General features: G+C 72.2%; 9 protein-coding genes. 6 read left to right on the top strand and 3 right to left on the bottom strand.

Features of this window, described 5'->3' with window-relative positions; translation table 11 throughout:
* Positions 1-37 precede the first annotated feature (37 nt).
* Positions 38-877, top strand: a complete 840-nt coding sequence (locus BCD49_RS40195; protein WP_106410266.1) for a TetR/AcrR family transcriptional regulator — start codon at positions 38-40, stop codon at positions 875-877.
* 271 nt (positions 878-1,148) lie between these two features.
* Positions 1,149-3,125 carry an alpha/beta hydrolase domain-containing protein gene (locus BCD49_RS40190; protein ID WP_083401227.1) on the top strand — a complete coding sequence of 659 codons (1,977 nt, stop codon included), beginning with the start codon at positions 1,149-1,151 and terminating at the stop codon, positions 3,123-3,125.
* Positions 3,126-3,399: 274 nt separating this feature from the next.
* Here BCD49_RS40190 and BCD49_RS03615 read toward each other — a convergent pair whose 3' ends face one another.
* Complete coding sequence (locus BCD49_RS03615) at positions 3,400-4,041, bottom strand: Clp protease N-terminal domain-containing protein (protein ID WP_071041117.1); 642 nt, start codon at positions 4,039-4,041, stop codon at positions 3,400-3,402.
* A gap of 263 nt (positions 4,042-4,304) precedes the next feature.
* On the opposite strand from BCD49_RS03615, the gene BCD49_RS03610 reads away from it, so the two are divergent.
* Complete coding sequence (locus BCD49_RS03610; protein ID WP_027140935.1) at positions 4,305-4,823, top strand: TrmH family RNA methyltransferase; 519 nt, start codon at positions 4,305-4,307, stop codon at positions 4,821-4,823.
* Between the two features lie 427 nt (positions 4,824-5,250).
* On the opposite strand, the gene BCD49_RS03605 is transcribed toward BCD49_RS03610, so the two are convergent.
* The gene (locus BCD49_RS03605; RefSeq protein WP_071041116.1) at positions 5,251-6,288 is read right to left on the bottom strand and encodes an EamA family transporter; all 1,038 of its coding nucleotides are present in this window, start codon (positions 6,286-6,288) and stop codon (positions 5,251-5,253) included.
* A 92-nt stretch (positions 6,289-6,380) separates the two neighbouring features.
* On the opposite strand from BCD49_RS03605, the gene BCD49_RS03600 reads away from it, so the two are divergent.
* Entirely contained in the window at positions 6,381-7,286 is a 906-nt protein-coding gene (locus BCD49_RS03600; RefSeq protein ID WP_007517590.1) for a LysR family transcriptional regulator, read from the top strand.
* A gap of 282 nt (positions 7,287-7,568) precedes the next feature.
* On the opposite strand, the gene BCD49_RS03595 is transcribed toward BCD49_RS03600, so the two are convergent.
* The gene (locus BCD49_RS03595; RefSeq protein ID WP_007517594.1) at positions 7,569-8,582 is read right to left on the bottom strand and encodes a helix-turn-helix transcriptional regulator; all 1,014 of its coding nucleotides are present in this window, start codon (positions 8,580-8,582) and stop codon (positions 7,569-7,571) included.
* Positions 8,583-9,216: 634 nt separating this feature from the next.
* On the opposite strand from BCD49_RS03595, the gene BCD49_RS45785 reads away from it, so the two are divergent.
* Complete coding sequence (locus BCD49_RS45785; protein ID WP_051466371.1) at positions 9,217-12,129, top strand: sensor histidine kinase; 2,913 nt, start codon at positions 9,217-9,219, stop codon at positions 12,127-12,129.
* On the top strand, positions 12,113-12,505 hold the full coding sequence (locus BCD49_RS03585; RefSeq protein WP_007520785.1) for a roadblock/LC7 domain-containing protein: 393 nt from the start codon (positions 12,113-12,115) through the stop codon (positions 12,503-12,505). The genes BCD49_RS45785 and BCD49_RS03585 overlap by 17 nt, the downstream gene beginning before the upstream one ends.
* Positions 12,506-12,513: the final 8 nt, after the last annotated feature.

Genomic DNA, 12,513 nt, shown 5'->3' with positions numbered 1-12,513 from the left:
GGCCGCGGCGGCCCCGACGAAAGGTAGCGTCGAGCCTGTGTCCTGGGCAGAACGCGCCGCCGACCGTTCGCCGTCGGTCCGTCGCTCACGCCTGCGCACGATCCAGCAGGCAAAAGTGATCGTCGAGGCGGCCCGGCGGCTGGTCGACGAGAAAGGCGACCAGTTCACCACCCAGGAACTGGCCCGTGAGGCCGGCGTCGCGTTGCAGACGTTCTATCGGCATTTTCCCGGCAAGGACCAGCTGCTGGTCGCTGTCATCGAGGACATGATCGCCGAAAACGCGGAGCGCTACGCCGCCGCCGCCAGCCACCTGTCCGATCCGGTGGCCCGCCTGCGCTTCTACGTGACCGAGATCCTCTCGGGCCTGACCGACAACGGCGGCGCGGATGCCGGCGGCGTGGGTGTGAACGGTGCGGGTGCGAGCGGTGCGGGTGACGGTGGCGTGGGCGATCTCGCCGCCAGGGTCGTCGGCGCCACTGGCGCCGACGGCGACGCGGCGGACGCCGCCGGACGTCTCGGCACCGGACCGCGTTTCATCACCGCCCAGCACTGGCGGCTGCACCAGCGTTTCCCGGAGGACATGGCACACGCCATCCAGCCGATCACCGATTTAATCGCCCGCGAGCTGCGTGAGGCGCAGGCGGCCGGCCTGCTGCACCCGATCGACCCGGACCGCGACGCCGCCCTCATCACGAAGCTGATCATGACCGTCTACCACCACTACGCCTTCGCCCCCGCGGGCGAGGCCACCGCGGTCATCGCCGAACACGTCTGGTCCTTCTGCCTCACTGGTCTCGGTGGCGCCGCACCCGCACCCGCCACGCGTTCCACGACGGCGGCCGCGACCCGGGCGCCCGCCAACGCAGAGCACGCCTAGCGCGATCCTCGGCAACGTCCGTCCGGCGCCCGCCGCGGAAGATCGCCAGAGCTGAAATCTGATCCGAACTCCAAGCCCGCGCTGGTTCGGATCCGAATACACGTCTGGTGATCAAGCTGGCTGATGCTGATGCTGACGCATTCGGGTCGGTGCTGCCTGAGACGACTCTGGCCTTTCACGGCGCCTGGTACGTGGCGCCTGGTACGTGGCGCCTGGCGCGTCGTGATCGGATGCGTGGCGGCCGGTCCGGCGGTGTGTGACTATCCGGGGCGTGGCGTTGGTCGGCCTGCGGGACGAGAACGTGTCGGCGTTCGCGGACGGGCGAGAGTGGGGCACGGTCGGCGCCTACGAGGCGGTGTCGGCGGTGGCCGAGTTCGCCGTCGACCCGGGCGCCGGGGCCAACCGAGGGATCGTCGACCTCGAGCGCGCCGCCGGCCCGGATGGGCTGGCCCGTTTCGACGCCGACCTGCGAGTACTGCGCCCGCGCGCCGGCGGCAACGGCGGTCTGGTCCTCGTCATCGCGAACCGGGGCCTGCTCGGCGGGGTCCCGTTCTCCGCGGGCGCGCCCACCCAGCTCGTCGACCTGGACAGGCTCAATCCGGGCGACGGATTTCTGCTCGCCCGGGGCTGGACGATCGTCTGGTGCGGCTGGCAATGGGACGTGACGCGCGGCCGCGCGAGCATCGGGCTCACCGCACCGACGGTCGACGTCGGGCCGGGATGGCTGCGGGTCGAGTTCCGTCCGGACACGGACCAGCCAGACCATCCGCTTTCCGACTCGTCGCAGTTCTTCACCTTCGCAGACCTCCCGACCGTCGACGTCGACGACCCGGACGCGTTCCTCGCCGAGCGGCTGGCCCCCGACGGGGCTCCCCGGCCGGTTCCCCGTGACCGGTGGCGGTTCGTCGACCCGACGACGGTGGCGCTCGACGGCGGGTTCCGCGCCTTTCACTGGTACACGCTGACCTACCGCACGTCGCTGTGCCCGGTCACGGGAACCGGACTGCTCGCGGTCCGGGACACGGCCTCGTGGCTGCGCCGCACGGGCGGCCTGGCGCACGCGTTCGCGTTCGGCGTCTCCCAGTCCGGCCGGTTCCTGCGGCAGTTCCTGCACGAGGGCCGCAACGTCGACGAGGCAGGCTCGGTTGTCTTCGACGGCGTCTTCGCACATATCGCGGGTGCCMGGCGGGGCGAGTTCAACCACCGATACGCCCAGCCCTCGCTCACCCACCCGTCCGGCTTCTCGAACCTTCCCCCGTATGACACGACCAGCCTCCTCGCCCCCGCCCGCGCGGCCRCAGTCGCGGCCGGCAGCGATGCGGCGAACGACGACGCGGCGGGCAGGGGAGGGGCGGGCGACGGGACGAGGAGCGGTGAGGCGTCGAGCAGAGGCGAGGCGTCGAGCAGAGGGGCGGGCGTCCCCGGCGCGGTGCCGAAACTGTTTCTCACCAACAGTTCCTGGGAGTACTGGCGCGGCGACGGCGCGCTGGTGCACATCGACCCGGAGACCGGCGAGGACCTGCCGGACGACCCGGACACGCGCGTATACCTGCTGCGAGGCACGGACCACTTCGGCGCGATACCGCTCAAGGAGTTCATGCCGGCGGCGAACCCGACGCACACACACGACGTCGGACCGATTCTGCGCGCCCTGTTCGTCGCGCTGGTGGAATGGGTCCGCGTGGGCGTCGACCCGCCGGCCAGCGAGGTTCCCCGCTGGCGGGACGGAACGGCGTCGACGCGCGACGCCGTCCTGAAACGGTTCGCGGCCGCGGCCGACGGCGCTGCCGTCGCCAGCGGCGCTGCCGCCGTCGGCGACGGTGTGCGGATCCCGGATCTCGGCGCGCTGAACGTCACCAGGGACATGGATCTCGGCCCTGACGCGGGACGCGGTGTCGGCCGCTGGCCGCCGGTGTTCGGCGCGGCGAAGCCGGCGGTGGTCGCCGCGGTCGACGCGGACGGCAACGAGACCGCGGGCGTCGCGCTACCCGTCGTCGCGGTTCCGGTCGCGGCCTACACCGGTTGGAACCCGCGCCGCCCCGTCGACGGACTGCCGAACCCGTTGTACGAGTTCCTCGGCAGCAGACTGCCCCTGCTCACCCGCCCGGTGCTCCCGACGCGCGATGCCTACGAGTCGGCGGTCCGTGCCGCCGCCAGGCGGCTGGTCGAGTCACGTTTCCTGGTCGCGGACGACGTGGAGCTCGTCGTCCGCGAGGCGCTCACCGTCTATGACCGTGCGGGTGTCTAGGAAATCGTCGAACGGACGCGGCCCGGGTATGCGCGGTACGGGGGGAACCATGCACACCCGGGCCGGCTGGCGGCCAAACTACACCAGAACCATCGAGGAGGTTGACCGGCGCCGCTGACCGACCGTTGTGGCCGGGACTCCGAGCCTCGGCGGCACCCACAGAGCCTCCGGTGGCACCGGGCGTCAGCGGCGCTGCGTGTGCACGGCGCCGGGCCCCGCCGCTGGTGGTCAGGCCCGTCCTGGACGGGCTGTCTTCCAGGACGGGGCGGCACCTCTAGGACGGGGCGGCGACGCTCGCGCGCTGGGCCAGGAGGGTCCGCTCGTTCTGGCGGACCTCGACCGCCAGGGCGAAGTCGCGGTTGTCCAGGGCCTCGTCCTTCGCCTCACGCAGGGCCGCTATCTGGGCGTCGAGGTCGCCAGAGACCGAGTCCAGCAGAGTTGGGCCCGGATAGGGCAGGACGCGCAGCGCGACCAGCGTCCGCCGGCGTGCCTCGTCCCGGTTGAGCCGCAGCCGGTCGAGGATCTTGGCGCCCTCGCCGCCGTCCTCGCGCAGCAGGCTGAGCAGGATGTGCTCCGGGCCGACGTAGGAATGCTCGGCCGCCTTCGCCTCGAGCCGCGCGCGTTCCAGGATCCATTCGGCCCGCTGGGTGAAGGACAGGCGGCGGTCGCGGCGAGCCTTCCCGCGCACGGCGGCCGGCCTCGTCAGGCCGCGGCCGACGATGGCCTCGACCTCGGAGCGGGCGCGTTCCAGGGTGACGCCGAGGGAAGCCAGCACCTGGGTTCCGGCGCCGGCGCGCCGGTTGAGCAGGGCGAGCAGCAGGTGCTCGGTGCCGATCTGGTCGTGGCCAAAGCCGAGGGCCTCCTCCTGGGCGACAATGAGCAGACGGCGGGCAGGGTCATTKAACATGTCATGCATCGGTGAGCTCCCCGGTGCGGCGTCCCCCCGACCGCCCCATGGCAATTGATCATCTGTTGTTATTCCATTCTCCTGGACGGCGGGGCCCCGTGTGGGCGGTAAGGCTGAAATGCCCCGCCTCAGACGGTGTCGAGATGTGGCCCAGCCGAGTCGTTCGAGGGCGGGTCCGACGGCGGTCTGGCGGTGCTGGTGGACCGCCCGCGCGATACCGTTGATCGCATGACGTCACCCGTAGACAAGGGGGCTGTGCTCCGCATCGCCCCATGAGCGGCGCATCCGTGCGTACGCCGGCCGAGCTGCGCCGGCTTCGCCGCCAGCGGCCGCATCACTGCTGGAACCACCTGGTGGCCGCGCCGTTGTGGCCAAAGCATGGCGTCAATCTGGGCACGCTGCTGCGCACCTGCGACGCTGTCGGGGCCTGTCTCGCCGTGCCGCGCCGGCCGTCCTGGATCTCCGAGGCGCTCGCCAAGGGAAACACCCTGCGCCACCGGTCATGCGTGCACCGCGTGGCTGATCCGCTCGACTGGCTCGCCGCCCAGCGCGCCGCCGGAGCGGCGATCGTCGGAGTGGAGCTCGCGGAGGGCTCGATCCGCCTCGGCGACCTGCCGGCGGCGGGCGGCCGCACCGTGATGGTGCTCGGCCACGAGGGCACCGGAATTCCCGACGGCGCCATGCCCCTGCTGGACACGGTCGTCGAGATCCCCATGGTGGGCACCGGACATTCGCTGAACGTCGCCGTTGCCGGCTCGCTCGTCCTCTACCGCCTCGCGGGCCTCCTTTGACGCCTTCGCCCCGGCGGGCTTCGCCCTGCCGGACGCCACGATCAGGGGCGCGCGCCGCGACGCGTCCGCCTTCCGGTGGCTCGCTGGACTGATACGCCAAGTAGTTGTGTGCATACGGCTGAGGTGGCCGCTGGCGGGTGATCGGGGGCGGGCCGGTGTGGATCGCCGAGCCCGCGGCGGGTGTCCGCCAGCTCGGCCTCTGCCCGGACGGCGATGTGTGGCAGGCAGGCGTGCCTATACACCCGCTGATCCAACACACATAGATGGCGTTGCTGTGAAGCGTGTTGGTTCAGCGTGCCGATAGGCGTGGCGACGCACCACGGTTCGGTCTTTGGCGAGCTCCTCGGGCGCGGGCTGACCAGCATTTCCCTGCGGGTGGGCGGTCCGAAGAGGCGGCTACGGGCGTAGGTCCCGGTCGCCTCGGTGGTCACAGCCTGTTTTGCCGGCCCGTGGCGACCGTCGCGRCCATGGCCGGGCCAGCCGAGACGGTCGGGCCAGCCGGCGAGGTCGGGCCAGTCGAAGCGGTCGGGGCGGTCGGCGTGGTCGGGCCGCGGTGTTCCTGACGTCGTTCCTGGCGTCGCCGACGCCAGCGGAGGGGGATCGGCACGGTTCGGGTCGTCGAGCCAGACAGGACGCCGCCGACGACCAGTGCGGCGCCGGCGATCTCGAGCGCGGTGACGTGCTCGCCGAGAACAAGGGCCGAGGTCGACAGGCCGACGACGGGGACGAGCATGGAGAACGGTGCGACGAGCCCGGCGGGATGCCGCGCCATCAGCCAGCTCCAGAGACCCGAACCAAGCAGGGTGCCGATCAGCACGGTGTAGGCGAGCCCGACCAGCGCTCCGAGCAGGTGCCCCGTCGTGGAGAACGCGGCGCCGATCCGGTGCGGGCCCTCCACCAGCAGCGAGAGGCCGAACATCGGGATCGGCGGCACCACCGACATCCAGAGGGTCAGGTGGAACGGGTTGGATGCCTTCGCCCGGGCGTTGCAGATGTTTCCGATCGCCCAGCCGAATCCGCCGGCCAGCACCAGCAGGAACGGCCCGATCGCCGCCGTGTGTGACCGTTCCCAGCCGACGACCGCGAGCCCGAGCACCGCGACCGCCAGGCCCGCGAGCCGCCGCGGCGTAACCCTGTCGCCGAACAGCGACACCCCCAGCAGCACCGTGAACGGCGCCGATGACTGAAGCACCAGGGAGGCAAGCCCTGGCTGGATCCCCGCGTGCATCGCCCAGTACAGGAACAGGAACTGCAACGTCCCGAAGCCGAGGCCATAGCCGAACAGCCACCGCGCCGGCACCCGCGGACGGGGCACCAGTAGCAGCGTCGGTACCGCGATGATGGCGAACCGCGCCGCGGCCAGCAGGAACGGCGGGAAGTGTTCGAGCGACGCGTCGATGGCGAGGAAGTTCAGGCCCCAGGCGACCGCGACGATCAGGGCGAGGAGGCGGTGACGGGGCGGCATACCGCGACTGTCGCGGACAACGAGCTGTAAGAACAAGTGAAACTAATACGTATATACCTGTAGGTCTCCTACAAGGTCGGTAGTCTGGCGGCGTGGACGTCCGCCATCTGGACCTGCTGTGCGAGCTCGCCGCGCGCGGCAGCGTCACCGCGGTCGCCGCGGCCACCCATCGCACCCCGTCCGCCGTCTCCCAGCAGTTGCGCACCGCTCAGCGCGAGTTCGGCGTCCGGCTCGTCGAGCCGCACGGCCGGGGGATCCGGCTCACCGAGGCCGGCCGGCTGCTGGCCGACGCCGGCCGCGACGTCGCCCGGGTACTGGCCGAGGTGCAGGCGCGGTTCGACGAGTTTCGCGGTGAGCCCGCCGGCGTCGTACGGGTGGCCGCCCTTCCGAGCGCCGCGACGTTCCTGCTCCCGGACGTGCTGGCCGAGCTTGAGACGACGGCGGTCCGGCTGGAATGCGACGACGTGGACCTCGCCGAGCACGAGTACGCCGCGCTGGTGACCGACTACGACATCGTCATCGGTCACAGCCTCGGGAAGGGGCCGCCGCCGGGCGCCGACGGCCTCGTCACCGTGCCGCTTGCCCGTGAACCGCTCGACATCGCGATGCGCGTCGGTCATCCGTTGGCCCGCCTGGAGCAGGTGGCGGCCGACGACCTCGTCGAGGTCGAGTGGTACGGCGTTCCGGTCGGCTACCCGTTCGACACCGTCCGGCTGGCCGTCGAGGAGGTGACCGGGCGAGGCGTGTCCGTCGTCCAGCGGCTGCGCGACAACCGGCTGGTCGAGGCCCTTGTCGCCCGCGGCGACCGGGTCGCCGTCCTGCCGCGCTACACCACACCGACCGGCGGCGCGATCACCTTGCGCGAGATCGCCGGCATCGAGACCGCCCGCTACCTGATCGCGCTGCTACGCCCCGACCGCGCGGAACGTCTCGTCGTCCGCCGCGCCCTCGCCAGCTTCCGCCGCCACGCCGCCACCGTCGCCGGCCGCCCTACCTAACGGTCCCGCCACCGACAGGCGGCCGGCGACAAGGGCGTAGACGCACACCGGCAATCCCTTCATGCAACTCAGCGACCACCAGTGACGGCGCATCAGCGCTGTGCCAACCTAGCCACCTCGTCAGCCCGGACTCAGCCGAACCACCGTCATATGCCAGTGCCCGGAACCACGTGGGGAGCAGGGTCCTGCCGGATCACGAAGCCGGGGTTCCTGCCGGATCGCGAAGCGATCTGGAGGTCTGCTGGGAGGTCTGGGGCGCGGAGCTCCCGGCCGCGGGAGCGCTCAAACCTCGATGGGCGGGAGGAGGCCGAGGCTGGCCGTAACGGCGCCGAGCTCGAAGCGGCTGGTCACGTTGTGCGCCTCGTAGAGGTCGGCGACGTCCCGGCGGACGGTCCGGATGGTGACGCCCAGCTGGGTGGCGATCACGTGGTCGGTGTGGCCCTGCGCCAGCAGCGCGAGCACCGCGTTCTGGCGGCGCTGCACGGCGGGGTCCGCGGCGGGCGGGGGCGCCGCCAACGGCTGCGCGTCGCGGTGAATGCGTTCGATCATGTCGGCGAGGATGGCGAGCAGGCTGGGGGCCTCGACGACGAGCGCCCCCCGGTCCAGGTTGTCCGGGTCGACCGGCAGGATGGCCGCGCGGGCGTCGGCCACGACGGCCCGCATCGGCACCTGGGTGCTCTGTCGGACCCAGCCCAGCGGAGGCAGCCGCCGCGTCCCGCTGGCCGCGCGGGCGGCCGCGACGTACTCGGGCGCCCACACGGAGGCGACCCGTACCCCACGCTCCACCGCGCGCGCCATCCCCCACACCAGGTCCTGGATGTACTGGACCTGCCCCGGGCCGGCCGGGCTTGGCCCGCCGAGCAGGAAGTGCACCTGGGACTCGGCGTTCTCGACCAGCTCGGCGATCTTCAGCAGGATCTGGTGGTGATCGAGGATCGTGACGACCCGGTCGTGGGGGCCTGGGCGGCGCCGGCCGGCCAGGTAGTCCGCGAACAGCCCGCTTCGGTATAGCGCCGCGCGCTGTTCGACCATGACCGAGCGGGTGGCCTCCAGCTCGACGCGTTCGGCCGCGTGCTCCGCCTCGAGCACCAGCGCCGGGTCCTGGGCCTCCCACGTGTCGCCGACGAGGCGCAGCAGGCCGCGCTGCGTCTGCCGGTGCACCTCGGCCTGGACCTGTGCCACCGGCCGGCCGACCCATTCGGCCAGCGACTCGATGTCGGAGTAGCGGTGCCCGGCGGCCGCCCGGTAGACGGCGACGCCGAACTCGTCGAGACCGAACAGCTTCTCCAGCAGCACCAGGCGTCTCCCTCCGTAGGTGGCACGGCACGGGTTCGAGGTGGGGCGGGGCGGGACGCGGGAGGACTGTTTCGGCCGGTCCACGACCGGCGTGGCTGCCCCGCTACGCCTGGTCGAAGGGCTGTGCGGGGCAGGCTACACCAAGACACGAGTACGGACTATCCAGGTGAGGGGGCTTCAATGACCCCAATAGGACGCGTGTCCCACATAGGACGGTCCTCGCTGACCCCTATAGGACGCGTGTCCCACATAGGACCGTGCCAGCTGACCCCTATAGGACGCATGTCCCACATAGGACCGTTGGCTCACCTATCGGCGCCGTCCGGGGCGGGCTAGCTTTTGCAACGCCGCCGGAGCTCGGGACGGCACCCGCAATCAATGGCGACAAAGGGGTGCCGCCTCGCCGCAGCCACGACCCCCTCCGTTCCTGTCGGTGCCGTCGGTGCACCCCCCTCCTGTGCCGGCGCGGCTCCGGCGGCCCTGACCCACCCGCCCGCAATGCCCACCCCGTCGAATTCCGATCCCACCCCTCTGGGCCCCGCTACTCCGATCACGTCTCACATCCTGACCCTGTTCTTCACCCACTGACCCGGGTCCCCAATGTCGTCGTGCCGCATCCGCCGATGGGAGCGAGATGGAGAACTGGCCGGTTCGGTACCGGCTGGCGGTCGCGCTGGTCGTGCCGCTGCTGGCGCTCGCTGGGCTCGCCACGCTGCTCGTGACCGGGCAGGTGGGCGCGGCGCACGCGGCGAGCCGCAGCGAGTCAGCCGCTCAGCTGACTATCAAGGTGAACGCCCTGGTCCGGGCGTTGTCCCAGGAGCGTTACGCGTCGCTGTCCTACATCGGCTCGGGCTACCGGGTCCTGCAGGCGGAGACGGTGGCCGCCCGGCCCCAGGTGGACCGGGCGTACGGCGACGTGAAGACGTTCGCGGCCTCGCTGCCGGACGACGAGCGCCTGCGTGCCGCCGTGACGACCGCTGAGACCCAGACCGACAAGCTGGTCGCCGAACGCCGCAAGATCGACGCGCACCAGTACGCCGTGGACGCCGGCCAGAACCTCTACAACGGCATCGTCCGCGCCTGGCTTGCCGTCACGCCTGCCCAGTCCGGCGTCGGCACCACCGACCCCGAGGTGGTCCGCACCGTCGCGGCCCTGACGGCGATCAGCAACGTCACCGAGCAGTCCGCCCAGCAGCGCGGCTACGTCAGCATCCTGGTGATCCTCAAGCATCTCGACTCCAACAACTTCGGTCTCATCCGCGCCGCGAGCGGCGCCGAGGCCGCCTGGGTCGGCCAGTTCGACGTCTACGCCGACGCCGGCCAGCGCCAGCTCTACGACCAGGCCGTCGGTCCGACGCTCGGCCCGGTGACCTCCCTGCAGGACCGCGCGCTGCGCGAGGCGCAGAGCGAGCAGCCGGTCGACGTCACGCCGACCGACTGGCTCGCCGCCGCCAACGCCAAGATCGACCAGCTGCGCAACGTCGAGGCCCAGATCACCCAGGACCTGTCGGACCGCAGCAGCGCGCTCGTCTCGACGGCGCGGACCCGAGCCTGGCTGGCCGGTCTGCTCGCCGGGGTCGTGATGATCCTGACGCTCGCGGTGTCGGTCATGATCGCGCGCCGGTTGGCCCGGCAGCTGCGGGCGCTGCGGGAGGACGCCATCGACATGGCCGAGCAGCGGCTGCCCGCGGTCGCCGCCGCGATCCGCGACCGCAGGCCGGTGGACGCTGACATCGGCCGCGACGACGGGACGCGCGGTCCCGCCGACGAGATTGGCGACGTCGCCCGGTCGCTGCGCGAGGTGTACTCGGCGGCCGTCCAGTCGGCGACGGAGGTCGCGGCGCAGCACTCGCTGTCGGCCTCGATGCGCAACCTGGCGCGGCGCAGCCAGACGCTGATCCACCGCCAGCTCAAGCTGATCACGGACCTGGAACGCGACCAGCAGGACCCGGACATGCTCGATCGGCTGTTCCGGCTCGACCACCTGGCGACCCGCATGCGCCGGGAGGTCGAGGGCCAGATCGCCCTGTCGGGCGGCCGGCCGAGCCGGGTGTTCCGCTCCCCGGTGAAGCTGGTCGACGCGCTGCGCGCGGCGGTCGCCGAGGTGGAGGCGTACACCCGGGTCGAGGTCAGTACCACGATCGACATCCGGATCGTCGGCCCGGTCGTCGGCGACGTCATCCACCTGCTCGCCGAGCTGGTGGAGAACGCCACCCAGATGTCGCCGGAGAACACCGTGGTCACGGTGTCCGGGAGCCCGGTCGGCACCGGCATCGCGGTCGAGATCTCCGACCGTGGCATCGGGATCCCGACGAACACGATGACCGAGCTCAACGCCCGCCTCGCCGACCCGCCGCCGTTCAACCCGGAGCAGCAGGGCGACAAGCTCGGCCTGTGGGTCGTCGCGAACCTGGCGGCCCGGCACGCGATCGACGTGCAGCTGACCCGCAGCGCCTACGGCGGCGTCACCGCGGTAGTGCTGCTGCCCTCCGAGGTGCTCGTCGACGACAGCACCGCGGTGCCACCCGTCGTCGACGACCCGCTGCGCGCGGCGCTCGACCGGATCTCCGCCCTGGAGCGCCTCGACGCCGTCGGGGTGGGCTACGAGAACCCGTTCGCGGTGAACACCGGCGGTCTGGCCACCACGGGGGCCGCGGCGAACGGCGACGACCTCGCGGACGACGGGGCGTACCTCGACGGTCTCGACGTCGGCTACGACGCGGACCCGTCACAGGTCCTCAGCGTGCGCGAGAGCTTCTTCCACCCACCGCCGCGCCGCGGCGACCACCTCGGATCCGGCGAGGGCATCCCGAACGGCGCCGGCGGCCCTGGCCCGGACGGGGCGGGCTCCGACGAGGCGGACGAGGTGGGCGCCGGCACGACGGGTCCGACGCTGTTCGACGCGGTCCGGGCGGACTGGGGCAACACGCTCGAGCTGCCACCGATCACGGTCGGCTCGCCGGGCCCATCCACCCAGCGCCCACCGGCCCCGCCCAACAACCCGCCAGCCCCGCCGCGCACCCCGCCACCGTCGCCAGTCCCGTCGGCCGCGTCGGCCCCACCGGCGTCGACCGCGCCGCCCCTGCCCGCCAGGCCGGCCGCGCCGGCGGGAACGAGGCCGCCGGTGCGCCCGGCGGCGCCGGCCGGACTGTCCGCGCCGAAGATGCCGCCGCCGGCGGGACCGGGCGCGTCAAGGCCGGCCCCACCGCCGTTCGCGCCGCGCCCGCAGGCTCCGCCCACCCCGGTGGGCGCGGCCGGCCCGGCGGGGCCCCCGGCCATGGCGGGAGTGACCAGTCTTGCCGGAGCGGCCGGCCTGGTCGAGCCACCGCTCGGCCACCTGCCGCACCGCCGCCGCGGCGAGCACCTGTCCGCGGAGCTGCGCGGCGGCCGGCGCTCGGCCGCCCCGGCGACGGCGAGCGCCAAGAACGCCAAGAACGCCGGGCCGGACCCCGAGAAGGCCCGCAACCTGGTGACCTCATTCCGGGCCGGCTTCCGTCAGGGCCTTCCTGGCGACGACGAAAGGATGGGCGATGCCTCCCACCGGTAATCTCGGATTCCTGCTGAACGATCTGGAGAGACGTATCTCCGACGTTCAATGGGCGGTAGCACTGTCCTCGGACGGCCTGCAGCTCGCCCGTTCCTCCGGGCTTTCTCGGGAAGGCGGCGACCACATCGCGGCGGTCGCGTCCGGATTCCGCTCGCTCGCGCTCGGCGCGTCCCGGTACATGAGTGGCGGGGACGTCCGCCAGACGATTGTGGAAATGGACGACGGCTACCTGTTCGTCGCCGCGATCGGCGAGGGGTCCTGCCTGGCGGTCGCCGCCTCGGCCGCCGCGGACCCGGGGATGATCGCCTTCGAGATGGCCAGACTCGTGACGCGCGCCGGCCAGGTCCTGACCCCGCCGATGCGCGTCCAGGTCTGACGACGGGG

It is taken from the genome of Pseudofrankia sp. EUN1h (assembly GCF_001854645.1).
GTDB lineage: Bacteria > Actinomycetota > Actinomycetes > Frankiales > Frankiaceae > Pseudofrankia > Pseudofrankia saprophytica.
The sequence above is the reverse complement of the archived record's forward strand: the minus strand, read 5'-3'. Positions and strand labels throughout refer to the sequence as shown.